Source organism: uncultured Winogradskyella sp. (assembly GCF_937958655.1).
Classification (GTDB): domain Bacteria; phylum Bacteroidota; class Bacteroidia; order Flavobacteriales; family Flavobacteriaceae; genus Winogradskyella.
Genome location: NZ_CALGNH010000037.1, coordinates 1 through 17,027, shown reverse-complemented (window position 1 = coordinate 17,027; position 17,027 = coordinate 1). Strand labels below are relative to the sequence as shown.

15 protein-coding genes are annotated in these 17,027 nt (G+C 34.0%); 9 read left to right on the top strand and 6 right to left on the bottom strand.

All coding sequences use genetic code 11. The annotated features are described in order from the left end of the window. From Q0800_RS08260 to Q0800_RS08235, 6 genes are all read left to right on the top strand, one after another. A partial coding sequence (locus Q0800_RS08260) for a helicase HerA-like domain-containing protein (RefSeq protein WP_299128853.1) occupies positions 1–409 on the top strand: 409 nt, incomplete at its 5' end. 22 nt (positions 410–431) lie between these two features. Then, complete coding sequence (locus Q0800_RS08255; protein ID WP_299128852.1) at positions 432–989, top strand: hypothetical protein; 558 nt, start codon at positions 432–434, stop codon at positions 987–989. A 29-nt stretch (positions 990–1,018) separates the two neighbouring features. Beyond that, on the top strand, positions 1,019–1,393 hold the full coding sequence (locus Q0800_RS08250) for a cupin domain-containing protein (protein WP_299128851.1): 375 nt from the start codon (positions 1,019–1,021) through the stop codon (positions 1,391–1,393). Position 1,394: 1 nt separating this feature from the next. Beyond that, on the top strand, positions 1,395–2,222 hold the full coding sequence (locus Q0800_RS08245) for an alpha/beta hydrolase (protein WP_299128849.1): 828 nt from the start codon (positions 1,395–1,397) through the stop codon (positions 2,220–2,222). A gap of 21 nt (positions 2,223–2,243) precedes the next feature. Next, the gene (rluF, locus tag Q0800_RS08240) at positions 2,244–3,014 is read left to right on the top strand and encodes a 23S rRNA pseudouridine(2604) synthase RluF (RefSeq protein ID WP_299128848.1); all 771 of its coding nucleotides are present in this window, start codon (positions 2,244–2,246) and stop codon (positions 3,012–3,014) included. A gap of 73 nt (positions 3,015–3,087) precedes the next feature. Next, complete coding sequence (locus tag Q0800_RS08235; RefSeq protein WP_299128847.1) at positions 3,088–3,510, top strand: VOC family protein; 423 nt, start codon at positions 3,088–3,090, stop codon at positions 3,508–3,510. 84 nt (positions 3,511–3,594) lie between these two features. On the opposite strand, the gene Q0800_RS08230 is transcribed toward Q0800_RS08235, so the two are convergent. Next, the gene (locus Q0800_RS08230; RefSeq protein WP_299128846.1) at positions 3,595–4,479 is read right to left on the bottom strand and encodes a bifunctional 5,10-methylenetetrahydrofolate dehydrogenase/5,10-methenyltetrahydrofolate cyclohydrolase; all 885 of its coding nucleotides are present in this window, start codon (positions 4,477–4,479) and stop codon (positions 3,595–3,597) included. 111 nt (positions 4,480–4,590) lie between these two features. Further along, on the bottom strand, positions 4,591–5,922 hold the full coding sequence (gene ffh, locus Q0800_RS08225; RefSeq protein WP_299128845.1) for a signal recognition particle protein: 1,332 nt from the start codon (positions 5,920–5,922) through the stop codon (positions 4,591–4,593). Between the two features lie 257 nt (positions 5,923–6,179). On the opposite strand from ffh, the gene Q0800_RS08220 reads away from it, so the two are divergent. Next, positions 6,180–6,725: a YfiT family bacillithiol transferase gene (locus tag Q0800_RS08220; protein ID WP_299128844.1), complete on the top strand. Its 546-nt coding sequence runs from the start codon at positions 6,180–6,182 to the stop codon at positions 6,723–6,725. 28 nt (positions 6,726–6,753) lie between these two features. Here the strand turns inward: Q0800_RS08220 and Q0800_RS08215 are convergent, their stop codons facing one another. Both Q0800_RS08215 and argS read right to left on the bottom strand, forming a co-directional pair. Further along, positions 6,754–8,016: a carboxypeptidase-like regulatory domain-containing protein gene (locus tag Q0800_RS08215; protein ID WP_299128843.1), complete on the bottom strand. Its 1,263-nt coding sequence runs from the start codon at positions 8,014–8,016 to the stop codon at positions 6,754–6,756. 75 nt (positions 8,017–8,091) lie between these two features. Beyond that, positions 8,092–9,864: an arginine--tRNA ligase gene (gene argS, locus Q0800_RS08210; RefSeq protein ID WP_299128842.1), complete on the bottom strand. Its 1,773-nt coding sequence runs from the start codon at positions 9,862–9,864 to the stop codon at positions 8,092–8,094. A 608-nt stretch (positions 9,865–10,472) separates the two neighbouring features. Here argS and Q0800_RS08205 point away from each other — a divergent pair. After that, the gene (locus Q0800_RS08205; RefSeq protein ID WP_299128841.1) at positions 10,473–12,488 is read left to right on the top strand and encodes a tetratricopeptide repeat-containing sensor histidine kinase; all 2,016 of its coding nucleotides are present in this window, start codon (positions 10,473–10,475) and stop codon (positions 12,486–12,488) included. 9 nt (positions 12,489–12,497) lie between these two features. Here the strand turns inward: Q0800_RS08205 and ctlX are convergent, their stop codons facing one another. Next, positions 12,498–13,430, bottom strand: coding sequence for a citrulline utilization hydrolase CtlX (gene ctlX, locus Q0800_RS08200; protein ID WP_299128840.1), 933 nt, complete (start codon positions 13,428–13,430; stop codon positions 12,498–12,500). 112 nt (positions 13,431–13,542) lie between these two features. On the opposite strand from ctlX, the gene Q0800_RS08195 reads away from it, so the two are divergent. Beyond that, the gene (locus Q0800_RS08195) at positions 13,543–15,297 is read left to right on the top strand and encodes a M14 family metallopeptidase (RefSeq protein ID WP_299128839.1); all 1,755 of its coding nucleotides are present in this window, start codon (positions 13,543–13,545) and stop codon (positions 15,295–15,297) included. A gap of 62 nt (positions 15,298–15,359) precedes the next feature. Here Q0800_RS08195 and Q0800_RS08190 read toward each other — a convergent pair. After that, positions 15,360–17,027, bottom strand: a 1,668-nt coding sequence (locus tag Q0800_RS08190) for a T9SS type A sorting domain-containing protein (RefSeq protein ID WP_299128838.1), incomplete at its 5' end; no start/stop codon positions are given.

Here is a 17,027-nt window from a genome sequence, read left to right as displayed (position 1 = left end):
AACATCTTTAGGTATAGGTGAAGCTTTAGTGTCTGCATTGGACGAAAAAGGAAAACCTACGCCGCTAGCTGCAACTATGATGCGCGCGCCTATGAGCCGAATGGATATATTAACGGAATCTGAACTAGGTAGTTTATTAGCGCAATCTCAATTAGCCAAAAAATATAATAAAGAGGTTGATAGAGAAAGTGCCTATGAAATGCTGAACTCAAAAATTAAACAAGCAGAAGCAGAAGAAGCAAAACAAAAAGCTAAAGAAGAAAAAGAAGCCCTTAAAAAAGCTGAAAGCAAAAGAAAATCAACTTGGAGCAGAAGACGAAGCACCAGACAAAACCCAATTGTAAAGGTATTATCTAGCCCAACAGTTATAAGAAGTGTTTTAGGTATTTTAACCAAAATGCTTAAATAAATTTAAACCCTAAATCATAACCATGAGACATACATTTTTTACTCTACTCTTATTTGTACTTATAATAACAAGTTGTGCAAAGGATAAAAATCCTAATCCATTTTTAATAGAAAAACACCATATTGGTTTACTCACAGACTCAACCCAAGTTAAAGATCTTAAGTCCATTTTTATAAATGACTCCGTTGTTAGATATATAGCAGGAGATGAATTTACAGGATCTGTTAACAGCATTGAAGTTTTTGAAAAAGGCGGTAGAAAATTATTAGATTTATCACCTAAAGAAGCTTTAGATTCTACATCCGTAATTTCTAGCGTTAGAATTATTGACGAACGTTATAAAACTGAAAAAAACATTTCGGCTTTAAGTACATTTAAAGATGTAAAGGACGCTTATAAGATTTCAAAAATTGACAATCTCATCAATTCTATCGTTATCTCAGTTAACGAAATTAATGCCTCTTTTACAATTGATAAAAAGGAATTGCCTGGGAGCTTGCGTTTTAACATGGACGCTACTATAGATCCTATACAAATACCAGAAAAAGCAACCATTAAATTTTTTATGTTACACTGGTAATTTAGTTGTCCTTAAAGCCTAATTGATAAATGAGCATAAAGAAAAAATACACCTTACAAAAGTCTCCGTTTGTAGTACCAACAGACGATGGAAAAGTAATTAAGGAACACTTTGGATTGGCAAGTGATGGCAATTCTAAACTAAGTATTGCTTACATGGTTGCACCAGCAGGTTGGAGCGAACCTTTTCAAACTCCAGAATTTGATGAATATACAATTATCATTAAAGGCAAAAAGCAATTTATTATTGAAGACGAAATTATTGTGCTTGAAGCTGGGCAATCCATAAAAATTGACAGAAACACTAGAGTTCAATACTCTAATCCATTTACCGAACTTTGCGAATACATTGCGATATGTTTACCAGCATTTTCAATGGCATCTGTTAACAGGGAAACCCCTTAACATGAGTAACTTTATTATAAAATCTATAGGAAACCTCTTAAACTTAACCAGTCTATTTGCGCCTAATTATGCCTCAAAAAAGGCACTTACCTTATTTGCCTCGCCTCGAAAAGGCAAATACACAGACCAACAACTAAAAATTACAGACTCTGCAGTGCATGTGGAATTAAGCCATAACAATTTAAGTATTGTAACCTACCACTGGCAAGGCAAAGGAAAGACCATCTTACTTGCTCATGGCTGGGAGAGCAACACCTCGCGTTGGAACTATATTTTAGAAGATTTAAAATCTCAGAATTATAATATTGTTGCTTTAGATGCACCTGCACATGGACGCTCTGGCGGCAAACAATTTAATGCAGTTTTATATGCTGAGTTTATAAATATAGTGGCTAAAAAGTTTCAACCCGAAGTTATTATAGGGCATTCCGTAGGCGGAATGGCAAGCGTATTTAGCATTTATAATTTTAAATTAAATTCGGTTAAAAAAATGATACTTCTCGGTGCACCTGCTCACTTTTATGGTGTTTTTTCTCGGTATAAATCCATGATGGGTTATAACCAAAGCATTGCAGACGGATTAGATGCCATAGTACTAAAGCACTTTAACAAACCTGTGTCTTATTTCTCTGTCGCTAACTTTAGTAAAGCTATTGAAGCTAAAGGCTTAATAATTCATGATAAAAAGGATAAAATCATTCCTTATGAAGATGCGCAATTAATTGCTAATTCATATAAAAATTCAGAATTTATTAGTACAACAGGATTTGGGCATAGCTTAAAAGATGCATCTTTAACCCCTAAAATTATAGCATTTATTAATGGATAATCTTTATTGTACTTTTGTGCCATGTCAGAAAACCTAACAAGACTAAACAAATACCTCAGCGAAGCTGGTTATTGCTCTCGTCGCGAAGCAGATCGACTCATCGGTGCTGGCCGTGTAACCATTAACAATACTATCCCAGAAATGGGAACTAAGGTAGCACCAGGAGATATCGTTAAAGTAGATGATAAAATTATAGGCGGACGACAAGACGATTTTGTGTATTTAGCCTTTAACAAACCTGTTGGTATAGTTTGTACTACAGATACACGTGTTGAAAAAGATAATATCATTGACTACATCAATTATCCTAAACGTATTTTTCCTATTGGAAGATTAGATAAACCGAGTGAGGGTCTTATTCTCCTAACAGACGACGGAGACATTGTTAATAAAATTTTACGCGCAAGTAATAACCACGAGAAGGAATATATTGTTACTGTAGATAAACCCATCTCTCAAACCTTTGTAGAGCGAATGGCTGGTGGCATTTACATTGAAGAGCTAAAACAACGGACTAAAAAATGTAAAGTAAAAAAAATTGACAAGTACACCTTTAGCATCATTTTAACACAGGGTTTAAACAGGCAAATACGTCGTATGTGCGATTATTTAAATTATGATGTTAAAACACTTAAACGTGTTAGAATAATGAATATAGAACTCAATAATTTACCGATTGGAACCCACAGAGAACTCACTAAAGAAGAGTTTAAAACATTAAGTACGCTTATTAGTGATTCTAAAAAGACGTTTAATCCAAAGACTACTAATAGAAATAGAACTATAAATTAATATTTGGTTCATTATAAATGACCTATAGTACACAACCATTATATATTACTACCAATAAAAACACTCTAAACCTATGTCAACGCTTTCGCCATTTCATTTAGCCATACCTGTTTCTAACTTAGCTGAATGTAGAGATTTTTACACTAAAATTTTAAATTTTGAAGAAGGACGAAGCAGCGACCATTGGGTAGACTATAACTTCTTTGGTCACCAATTAGTCATTCACTACAAACCGAAAACAAAAGAAGACACACATACCAATGCCGTAGATGGTAAAGATGTTCCTGTACCTCACTTTGGTGTTGTTTTACCTTGGGAAACTTTTGAAAAATTTGCAAGCTCCTTAACCTCTAAAAATATTAAATTTATAATAGAACCTTACATTAGATTTAAAGGCCAAGTTGGTGAACAAGCTACCATGTTTTTTAAAGATCCTTCTGGCAATGCTTTAGAATTTAAAGCCTTTAAAGATAGGACTCAATTATTTGCTAAGTAAATTGTAAAGCGTACTATTAACCCAGTAGAATTACTAAAATACACTTTAGAAAACTACGAGTTACGCATTAAAAATTATCTCAATTTACTTATTATGAAGTCTGTGCTGTTCTCTTGCTAGTAACGTATTCTTTAATAACATAGCTATAGTCATTGGTCCAACACCACCTGGTACTGGTGTTATAAAGCTTGCTTTTTTACTACAATTTTCAAAGTCTACATCACCTGTAATATAATACCCTTTTTCAGAATCATCTGGCACTCTGGTAATACCAACATCTATAATAACAACATCATCTTTAACCATCTCAGCCTTTAAGAAATTTGGAATACCCAAAGCCGATATAACGATGTCTGCTTGGGAAGTGATCTGGGTAATATTTTTGGTATGACTGTGTGTTAAAGTTACTGTAGAATTACCTGGAAATCCTTTTCGTCCCATTAATATACTCATAGGACGGCCAACAATATGAGAACGCCCAATAACTACGGTATGCTTCCCTTTCGTTTCTACTCCATATCTGTCTAAAAGCTCTAAAATACCGAACGGTGTTGCAGGTATAAACGTTGACATATCTAGAGACATCTTACCAAAATTCATAGGATGAAAACCATCAACATCCTTATCTGGATGCACAGCCATTAAAACCTTTTGGGTATTAATCTGTGGTGGTAATGGTAATTGTATGATAAAACCATCAATATCTTTGTTAGTATTTAATTCCTCTATAGCGTCTAAGAGTTCAATTTCACTAGTTGTATTTGGCAAACGTACCATTGTAGACTCAAAACCAACACGCTCGCAAGCTCTTACTTTACTACCAACATAAGTTAAGCTAGCACCATCATTACCAACAATAACTGCAGCTAGGTGCGGCACTTTTTCTCCATTGGCTTTCATTTTATCAACCTCAGCTTTTATCTCAGCTTTAATGTCGTTACTTGTTTTTTTTCCGTCTAATATGGTCATTTTGTTTTGATTTCTCGCTAAGACGCAAAGGCGCAAAGCTGATTGAAAATATAATAATAACTTCTCGACTATGCTCGAAGTGATTGCTTACCGTATACTTTTTACTGCCTACTATCTCGGCATATTCTTCATCATCTGCATCATGCGTTTTCCGCCTCCACCTTGCATCATTTTCATCATTTTGCTCATCTGTGTAAATTGTTTTAAAAGCTGATTTACTTCCTGTACAGAAGTCCCAGAACCCTTGCCAATTCTTTTCTTTCTGCTAGCGTTTATAATAGATGGATTTGTACGTTCGGCTGGTGTCATAGAATGGATAATGGCTTCAATACCTTTAAATGCATCATCATCTATATCTATACCTTTCATCATTTTACCAGCACCAGGAATCATACCTATTAAATCCTTCATGTTACCCATCTTCTTAATTTGCTGAATCTGTTTTAAGAAATCATCAAAACCAAACTGATTTTTAGCAATTTTCTTTTGAAGTTTACGCGCTTCCTCCTCATCAAATTGTTCTTGTGCACGCTCAACAAGCGACACTACATCACCCATCCCTAAAATACGGTCTGCCATACGAGACGGATAGAAAACATCTATTGCCTCCATCTTCTCACCAGTACCAATAAACTTAATAGGTTTGTTTACTACTGATTTTATTGATATGGCCGCACCACCTCTAGTATCACCATCTAATTTGGTTAAAATAACACCATCAAAATTTAAGATGTCATTAAAAGCTTTTGCCGTATTAACTGCATCTTGACCCGTCATAGAATCCACAACAAATAGTGTTTCTTGCGGTTCAATGGCTTTATGTATGTTAGAAATCTCGGTCATCATAGCTTCATCAACAGCTAAACGACCCGCAGTATCTATAATTACTACATTATGTCCATTAGCTTTGGCGTGCGCTATACCTGCTTGCGCAATGGCAACAGGATCATTATTACCTTTATCACTGTAGACCTCTACTTTAATTTGCTCACCAACAACATGTAATTGATCTATTGCTGCAGGACGATAGACATCACAAGCGACTAATAAAGGCTTCTTCGTTTTTTTATTTTTAAGAAAATTAGCCAGCTTACCAGAAAATGTTGTCTTACCAGATCCTTGTAAACCAGACATTAAAATAACACTGGGATTCCCAGAAAGATTAATACCTTCGGCATCACCTCCCATAAGTTCAGTTAATTCATCCTTTACAATTTTAACCATTAACTGCCCTGGCTGAAGGGTCGTTAATACGTTTTGACCTAAGGCTTTTTCCTTAACTTTGTTAGTAAACTCTTTGGCTATTTTAAAGTTAACATCGGCATCTAAAAGCGCTCGTCTAACTTCTTTTAAAGTTTCTGCAACATTAACCTCTGTAATACTGCCGTGACCTTTTAAAACGTGTAACGCCTTATCTAACTTATCACTTAAATTATTGAACATGTTTTTTTAGTATTCAGTCGCAGTATTCAGTAAACAAATCTGGTGCGACAGGTTGTAATTTATAAAGATGCAAATTTAAGAATTTAATGATGATTTACGAATACTTTACCTAAGATTAGAAATAGGCCGTTTAAAGATTTTAGTTTACCTAATTCTATAATCCAAAAAATTATAACGCATTTAAGTTTAAGAGTTAATTTTTAGTGCTTACATTTAAACTAAACTATGCACTGTAAGCAATAAATACCAACCTTTTTATGACTGATAAAGAATTATATAAGCTTAAGTATCCTATTGGAGAATTTAGCAAACCAAGTCGTATTGAGTCTTCTCATATTAAAACATGGATTCAGATTATTGAATTGTTTCCAAATGAAATAAAATCGATGACTAAACATCTAACCGAAGACGAACTTAATTATAAATATAGACCAAACGGTTGGACCATTAAACAGGTGGTGCACCATTGTGCAGACAGCCACATTAATAGCCTCTTAAGATTTAAGCTTGCACTCACAGAAGACACACCAACCATAAAACCTTATTACGAAGATCGGTTTGCTAATTTAATAGACTATTCGCAACCTATAGAAACCGCTGTGTCTATTTTACAAGGTGTGCATAAAAAATTAGGATTGCTTTTAAACAACTTAAATGCAAATGACTTAAAAAAAGAGTTTGTACACCCAGAGCACAATAAACACTTTTCGTTAGAAGAAACTATTGGTGTATATGCCTGGCATAGCGAGCATCATTTAGCACACATACAACAAGCCATTGACCACAAAGGTAGATTTAACTAAACCAAATAAAGTGAAGTGATCTCAACGACTAATCGTCTTGTTTTTTAATATTCTTTTGAATCTTCTCAATAGCAGTTTCAATAGATTTGTCGGGTTCTATAACATTGTATTTTCCCCAAAAATCAACATCGGAAAAGCCTGAAATAGCATCTGATATAATAACACTAGGCTTCAATCTTTCTTTGGGGTTTATCTTTTTATTATGGGTATTAAGCTCCCAATCTGTTATGGCTAATTCGCTAGATAAGGCATACACCTTATTAAATAACTGACGTTTTTTATTTACTTTAAACCTTAAGTACAAACTAGCATAACTATAAAACCAAAGATCATCTTTTCTTTGGTAATCTACTTTGTAGGTGGCTTCTAAAGGGTAAACCACAATACTCTTTGGTTTCTTCTTCACTAAAAGGTTTTTAGTTTTAGCCTTATTGCTCACATCCAAAGCATACTCCGCACTAACTAAGCTTATAGCCTCTGCATCAATATAAAGCTTACCATAATAGTTAAGATTTAAACCACTAGTTCTGGGTTTAAAATTTACCACAAAGACCTGCCTATTATTAATGGAGGTTGGCGCATCAAAAGAAAATATGTAACTATTAAACGTTTCTGTAGTGAAAATAAATTCCGGATATTTCATAATATCCAAATACAGGGTTGAGAAGGGGCCGCCTTGTAGTTTTACAGACACAGTGTCTAGGCGTTTGTAGTCGGTGCTCTTTCGTGCTTTGCCTAGTTTTACAATATCTGGTTGGTTAGTGCTATTAGGTTGCTTTAAGATATTTATTACAGCTTCTGTAAGGGATACATTACGATTTCGTCGTTTTACACTTTCGCGATAAAACCCTGTCATGTATAGTTCGTTTTGGCGCTCTTTACGCATTCGTTTATCAAAAACCAGCTTCACCAAATTTGAGGCATCCTTGTAAGCTGCAATGTTAACTTCAGAAAGGGCAGTCACAGCTTCCTTTAATTGTATTAAATTATTGTTTTCCGTAAGGCTATTTTTAGACACAGTTTGTGTTGTGTAACCGAGTAATGACACAACAATCTTAAACTCCTTAATAGCGCTTGGTACTTTTAACAAAAATTCACCTTCTGAGTTTGTAATGGTACTAATGTTTGAAACATCTACAATAAGACTAGCGGATTCTAATGCTTTTTTAGTTTTACCATCAATTACTTTTCCTCGGTATTCTATGATACCGTTTTGTGCATTTAAAACGCTTAATGAGGATAGTATTAATCCAAAAGCACAAAAAAGTTTTAAAATAAAGTGAATTTTCATCGTTAAAATATTAGTATTTAACACCTACTAAGATAACGAAAAGAAAAGTAAGATATAAAAACGAAATAGTTAAAATTACATACGCTCTGGCACATCTATACCTAAAATACGAAATGCATTTTTTATAGTTTGACCTACCTTTTTAGATAGCCCTACTCTAAATTGTTTTTCTATATCAGAGTCTGCCCCAAGTATAGACACATTTTGGTAAAACGAATTAAAATCTTTCACCAAATCGTAAGTGTAATTTGCAACTAAAGCTGGGCTATGTTGCTCTGCCGCATTTTGAATTACATCTGGAAATACTTCTAATTGTTTTAATAGTTGCTTTTCTTTTTCGTGTAATACAACGTCATTGATATGAGCATTTGAATTATCAGATTTTCTTAATATAGACTGTATTCTAGCATAAGTATACTGAATAAAAGGCCCTGTATTTCCTTGAAAATCTATAGACTCCTTTGGATCAAATAAAATACGTTTTTTAGGATCTACTTTAAGGATATAATATTTTAGAGCACCCAATCCTATAGTTTTATAAAGTATTTTCTTCTCTTCTTCAGAATATCCTTCGAGCTTTCCTAAATCTTTTGAAATGTCTTCAGCAGTATCTGCCATTTCTCGGATTAAATCATCTGCATCTACAACTGTACCCTCTCTACTTTTCATCTTTCCGCTAGGTAAATCTACCATACCGTAACTTAAATGAAATAAGTTCTTGGCCCAGTCAAAGCCAAGTTTCTTTAAAATTAAAAACAATACTTTAAAATGATAATCTTGCTCATTGCCTACGGTGTATACCATGCCACCAATATCTGGATAATCCTTTAGTCGTTGTATTGCCGTACCAATATCTTGCGTCATGTAAACCGCAGTACCATCACTACGTAATACTATTTTTTCATCTAAGCCATCTTCTGTTAAATCGCACCAAACAGAACCATCGTCTTTCTTAAAAAAGACTCCTGTTTTTAAACCTTCTGCAATAAATTCCTTCCCTAATAAATAGGTTTCACTTTCGTAATAATATTTATCAAAATCCACACCAATGGCTTTATACGTTTTTTCGAAGCCATCATAAACCCAACCATTCATTTTTTTCCAAAGTGCAAAGACCTCTTCATCACCAGCTTCCCATTTACGCAGCATATCTTGAGCTTCTAAAAGTATCGGAGCATTCTTTTTGGCATCCTCTTCAAGTTGCCCTTGTGCTATCAATTCTTTAATTTCAGCTTTATAAGCTCTATCAAATTCCACATAATAATTACCAACAAGCTTATCCCCTTTTAAACCTGTAGATTCTGGTGTATCTCCATTACCAAAACGTTGCCACGCCAACATACTTTTGCAGATATGAATCCCTCTATCGTTTATGATTTGTGTTTTATAAACTTTTTTTCCTGATGCTTTTAAAATTTCGGCTACAGAATACCCTAAAAGCACATTTCTTACATGCCCTAAATGCAAAGGCTTATTAGTGTTTGGTGACGAATATTCGACCATAACAGCCTTATGGTCATTGACAGCTTCAAATCCATAGTTATCTTGATCCTTGATAGCATTAAAAAAATCGATATAGTACGAATCATCAATTTCAATATTCAAAAAGCCTTTAACAACATTAAACCCTTTTACCACATCCACATTATCCTGTAAGTACTGACCAATTTGCTCACCAATAACCATTGGGTTTCCTTTTAGCACGCGAAGCATAGGAAACACAACTACAGTAATATCGCCAACAAATTCCTTACGGGTTGCCTGAAATTCTACAGCCTCTAACTCCGACTGAAACAAGGCTTTTATGGCAGTTTTTACATGTATTTCTAGGTTTTTTTGAAGCTTCATATCTTGCTTGTATTTTGGCATTTAAAACGCTTGCAAAGATAGATGTTTTATTATTTTATTTAGGCTTAAAATAATTTAACGTCATTCACTTAATTGGTATACTAAAAAACCATTCCTATGCCATGCTTAAGATTACTATTTTAATTAAGAATGGTAACATTATAAAATTAGTGAGTAACCAAAAAGTAACCGCTTAAATTGGGATAAAAAACGATATATCAATTTACAAAATACAAACCTACTAAACTAATACACAGTTTATTACAATATAAATGCATTTCATCGATAAGATGGTAGTTTTTCTATGATTTGTGCCGTTTATCGAATCAGGTGTTTTAATATTAATTTCATTTTTCCTTTCAACTAATTTATTAGCTTTAAAACCCGATAATTAGTGTATTTAATCTCATTATGGCATTTTTGATATGCTATTAACAATGTCCCCAAACATTAATGAAGCTAAATTATCTAACATTAACCATGTCGTTATTATTTAGTGTTGACTTACTTTTTACATCCCTCTATAAAAGTTACATACACAAAAACATAATTTCTGGTTTTATAACCGCTAAGAGATGAAGCAGTTTTTCTTTCTAACTGCATGTCTTATGACGTTATTTATCTTTTCACAAAATGAAAAGATAGATGACCTTACCGTACAATTAGCCTACCAAGAGGCTGATTCTATTAAGGTAGACCTCTCGTTAGAGCTCATACACGAACTTTACGTTATAAAAGATTACCCAAAAGCGCTTAGGTACCTTAACCAAACGGCTAAACTTTCTGAAAAATTAAACTACACCAAAGGCCTTGCTAAAACTACTTACTACAGAGCGTTAATCTACACAGAACGTAATGATTATTATAACGCTATTGATAATTATCGAAAATCGCGTTTATACCACCAAACACTTAAAGATACACTGGGAGTAGCTAAAGTGAGTAATAGTATAGGCTTACTAGAAATTAAGCGTGGTAACTACAGTAATGGTTTAAAAAACTCATTATCTGCAATTTCAATTTTTGAAGCACGAGGATTAAACGACCAATTGAGCTCTGCTTACAATAACCTTGCAGAGGCGTATGCTAAAACAAATACTATTGATAAGGCTATAGAATATAACACTAAAGCACTAGAAATTAGAAAGCAAATTAGTGACAAAAAAGGCATTATTGAGTCTACAAAAAACATAGCTGATCTCTACTCTGAAAGAAAAGAACACCGAAAAGCTATTGAGTATTTTGAAAACGTATTAGTATTGTTAGACCCAAAAAAGGACCAAGATACTAGAGGTGAAATTTTACCAAAACTCGGTAACGAATATTTAAAATTTAATGAATATAAGAAAGCTTCTGACTATCTATTAGAGGGTCTACGATATAATCGTAAACAGAACAACAAAGAAGGTCTTCTCCGCTCGCTGAATGCTGTAGGAAATTTAAACCTTCAAAAAGGCAAATTAAAATTGGCCGAAAACCAATTAAATGAGGCGTATGCCATTGCACAAAAGATTGACGATAGTAAAGCTCTTTTAGAAAACTACCGATTACATATTGCTTTAGATTCTACACGTGGTTATTTTCAAAACGCGTTTTTTTGGCAAAATAAATTTTATGACTTAAAAGAAAATCTTTCAAAAACTAAAACACCTTTACCGCCTTATACCGAAGTGCCATCAGAGATAGACACCTCTGATGCAATGGCTATTGACCAAGACACTGCAGTAAAAGAAAACTCTGAGAAAAGCTGGCTACATAATCCTTATGTAATTTACGGTACCTTAGGTCTTTTAGCCTTACTCTTAATTTTATTTATAAATAATTTTATAAGAAGTAGAACGCGTAAAATCCAAGTTGAAGAACTTAATGAAAAATTAAAACAAGAACAAATTAGAAGCGAAGCTATACTAGAACAAACACATCATTTAGAAGAAGTTAACCAAGTAAAAGATAAACTCTTCTCTATTGTATCTCATGATTTAAAAGACTCTATTTCGTCTATTAAAGCCTTTTTAGATTTGCTAAAAGAAGATAGCATCTCTAAAGAAGAGTTTAGAGAGCTTATCCCAGAGTTAAGTGATAATGCCAACAACGCATCTTCACTTTTATTTAATTTATTAAACTGGTCTAAATCTCAAATGCAGAATTTAGAACCAAAACCAGAGTTGTTTAATATACAAGATGTCTTCCATACAAAGATGGCTTTAGTGGAGCAAAAAGTTGAAGATAAGCGCATTGTATTAATTGATGAATCGCAACGCGATTTCATTTACGCTGACCGCAGTATGGTAGAAATTGTGATTCAGAATTTAATTACCAATGCTGTTAAATTTAGTCGTATAGGTGATGTTATAACCGTGTCTAATCAAGAGGTCAATGGCAAAGCGCTGATCTGTGTAGAAGATACTGGTGTTGGGATTTCTCGCAAAAACATAGACAAACTCTTTAATGCCAATAAAAACTTTACAACTATTGGTACTAAAAATGAAAAAGGTACTGGTTTAGGCTTAACAATTGCGAAAGATTTAGTTGAGCTTAATGATGGAAGAATCTGGGTAGAAAGCACCGAAAACGTAGGCAGTAAGTTCTTTATTGAGTTACCAAAAGCAGCACCGCAAGAGTAGGTATTACGATTAACCCTTAGGTAGAAAAACTTCAGCCATCATACAACGTGCACTCCCACCTCCACAAGTTTCTATGGTTTCTAATGAACTAGATAGTATTGAACAATACTCCTCAATACGATTGATTTGATCTTGAGTTAAACTCTTATGAGCCGACTCACTCATCACCAAATAACGTTGGCTATTAGTTCCTCTTAGCTGTAACATATTACCAGCAAATTGATGCATTTGCTGTTCAGAAATTGAAATAATTGCTTTACCATCTTGCTTTAAGTGTTTCACAACGTTTTTGCGTTCCTTTTTATCATCTATAGCATCTAAACAAATGACAGCAAAATTCTCCGCTAAACACATCATTACATTAGTATGGTAAATAGGAAGGCGTTTACCATCTACCGTTTGGTTAGCAGTAAAAATAACAGGCGTATATTCAAAATCCTCGCAAAACTCAATAAAAAGCGCTTCGTCAGCTCTCGCAGAAAGGGCACAATACGCCTTTCTATTTACACGATCCATAATAATACTGCCAGTACCTTCTAAGTAAACACCTTCGAGTTCGGCAGACGTATAATCTATAATATTTTCTATCTTAAAACCTTCTTCTTCAAGACGAATAAATACTTCATCTCTACGCTCTCTTCTTCTATTCTCAGCAAACATAGGGTACTTAGCAACATCACCATTATTATGAAAACTCACCCAATTATTAGGAAAAATAGAATCTGGTGTATCCTGAATGAGATCATCTTCTAAAACAATAACATTAATACCTACAGCCCTTAACTTATCTACAAAAGCATCAAATTCTAATTGTGCCTTGGTATTAATTTCAGTATTCTTTAAATCAATAGCCTCCTGAAAATAATTATTAACGGCCGTTTGTTCGTTCATCCTAAAAGACACAGGACGAATCATTAAAATAGTGTCAGTTGTTTGCTGCATTTTAAGCTTATAAATAATGATGCGAAATTAGTCTTTTTTCTGATCCAAAAAATACACGTCAAATAATTTTATAGGATAAAATCTGTAAGTTTGAAGTACAATCTTATAACTTATGAAAAAATTATTGATTCTATTAGTACTAATTACCTCGTGTTCAGATAGTACAGAAAAAAGCACAAGTCCAACCCAACCAAAAGATTTAATTACAGTTTTTGAAAAAAGTAATGGTCTAGAAACTGCAACATACGAAGAGACTATTCATTATTATACAGATTTAGCAGCGTCATTTTCTGAAATTTCAATACAAGCCATTGGAGAAACAGATTCTGGCAAACCGCTCCATATTATAACTTTAAATATGAGCGGCTCTAGTAGTAATGATTTTAACAAACTAAGAACTAACAATAGACTTATACTCATCAATAATGGTATACATCCAGGAGAATCAGACGGTATTGATGCTACAATGATGTTGTTTAGAGACCTAGTACAAGGTAAAATTGAAGCGCCAAAAAAAACCGTTTTAGTAACAATACCTATTTATAATATTGGTGGAAGTTTAAATAGAAATTCTGGCACAAGAACCAACCAAAACGGTCCAAAGGCATACGGTTTTAGAGGCAACTCCCGCAATTATGATCTCAACCGTGATTTTATAAAATCTGACACTAAAAACGCACAGACCTTTGCTAAAATCTTTCATTTAGTTCAACCAGATATATTTATAGACAACCACGTCAGTAATGGAGCAGATTATCAATACACATTGACACACTTATTTACACAGCACAATAAATTAGGCGGACAACTAGGTAATTATCTCCACAATGATCTAATGCCACTCCTAAAGCAAAAATTAAAAGCAAAATCTTGGGACATTACACCTTACGTTAATGTATTTAATCGCACACCAGAATCTGGCTTTTCACAATTTTTAGATTCACCACGTTACTCAACAGGTTACACAACACTATTTAATACATTAGGTATGATGGTAGAAACACACATGCTTAAACCTTATAATAAACGAGTAGCAGGCACTTACGAATTAATGAAAAGCATGATAGAAATTACAGAAGAGCAAGGCGGTAGAATTTTAGAATTAAGACAAAACCAAGCTTCAACTTGGTCGGTAGGTAAAACATATCCTTTAGCTTGGCAGGTAGATACGACTCAAACTTCTACCATACAATTTAAAGGTTATGAGGGGAAGATGATACCAAGTGAACTTACAGGTGCACAACGCTTAAAGTATGATACATCTAAACCATTTACTAAAGCGGTTACGTATCAAAACTTTTTTACACCAAGTCATAAAGTTATAATACCTGCAGCTTATGTAATTCCGCAAGGCTGGCATACTATTATTGAATTATTAAAACTCAATCAGGTAGAATTAACAACGATTAAAAAAGACACAACATTTACTGTAGAATCTTATAAAATTGAAGACTACCAAACCCGAAGTAATGCTTATGAAGGTCATTATCCACATTACAATACAACAGTAAAAATCTCAGAAGAAAAGCTTCATTTTAAACAAGGTGACTACATTATTAATACAAAACAAAGAGCAATGCGCTACTTATTAGAAACGCTAGAGCCAACAGCACCAGATTCATTTTTTAACTGGAATTTCTTTGATACTATTTTACAACAAAAAGAAGGATTTTCTCCTTATGTATGGGAAGATAAAGCACAGGTACTATTAGAAAACAATCCAAAACTTAATCTCGAATATAACATTAAAATAAGTTATGATGAAACGTTTGCTAACAATTGGTATGCACAACTAGACTGGATACATAAACAAAGTGAAAATTACGAAAAAGCACATTTACAATATCCTATTTACAGAATTAAATAAACTAAAAAGCCACCATTTACAAGGTGGCTTTTAGAAATTAACTATTAATAATTATAGCAACATTAATTAACTTGAATCTTAGTAGTAAAGTTTCTAAATTCTGAACTTAACTGTACAATATAAGTACCAGAACTTATATTACTCATCTCTATCTGATGTCTATCACTTGAGATGGTATTAATAACTCCACGTTTTAATAATCGTCCTTGCATATCTAATATTGTATAGTTTACAATCTCATCTTGCAATAGAAGTGTATTAATATTCAACGTTGTTTTAACAGGGTTAGGATATACCGATGTTTCTGTAAATTCAGCCAACATAGCATCTTCAAAATTCTGGTAATCATCATACTGATTAAGCCAATCATTTACTAAATCACCTTGTGGATTTCTTCCAGCTTCTGCATAACTACCATATAGATTACAGAACCAACTTGGCAATACTAAATTTAAAGCACCGCGTACGTCTAGTGATGCACAAATATCTCCACCACCTTGTTGCAATAAATGTACGACATCAAAAGCTGTTGTATAACCAAACTGAACTATACTTAAATCTAAAGTTGCTGGATCATAGACTAAACTATGAATTCTATAGAAGCCAGCATGATTCACTGTAAATTCAGCTGTCGTTGATACATCTAGAATAGTAAGATTAAAAGCATTGGTTAAAACAAATAGTTGATTATAACCCTCTGGTATTACAGGTGCTTCTACTTCGTCAGCATAAATTGTAGCAACTCCATAATCTAAACACTGTATCGGATGATAAGAATACAACGTACCAGCGTTTGCAGTACAAGTATCTTCAGCCGCATTAACGTGGATTGGTGCTCCTGCTACATCTAAGGATGCACATAAGTCACCTCCTCCTTGGATTAATAAACTATTAACATCAAATCCTGTTGTGACTCCCAACTCTACGATACTTAAATCTAAATCGCTTGGGAATACTAACGTATGGATCGTGTAATCACCTGCTTCGGTGACTGTAAAGTTTGGTGTTGAATTAACCTGCTCAATAACTAAGTCATCTCCACTTGTTAATACAAAGATATTACTGAAACCTGCTGGTATATTGATATCACCGTTTGGTGTCGCACTTAACTGTGCTTCTCCATTCAGTAACTCTACATTACTATCAACAGCCGTTAATGTGCCCGCATCTGCTGTACATGGCTCTTCTCCAACATGGATTGGTGCTCCTGCTACATCTAAGGATCCACATAAGTCGCCTCCACCTTGGATTAATAAACTATTCACATCAAATCCTGTTGTGACTCCTAACTCTACGATACTTAAATCTAAATCACTTGGGTAAACTAAAGTATGAATCGTATAATTTCCTGCTTCGGTTACCGTGAACTCTGGTGATCCGCCTACTTGCTCGATCACTAAGTCGTCTCCGCTTGTTAATACATAAAGTACTGCAAAGCCTGCTGGTTGTACTAACTCTCCTCCTGGTGTCGCTGTCAATGTCGCTGATCCATTTAATAAATTTACACTATCTGCTGTGGCATGTAACGTTCCTGCATCTGCTGTACATGGCTCTTCTCCAACATGGATTGGTGCTCCTGCTACATCTAAGGATGCACATAAATCACCTCCGCCTTGGATTAATAAACTATTAACATCAAATCCTGTTGTGACTCCTAACTCTACGATACTTAAATCTAAATCACTTGGGTAAACTAAAGTATGAATCGTATAATTTCCTGCTTCGGTTAC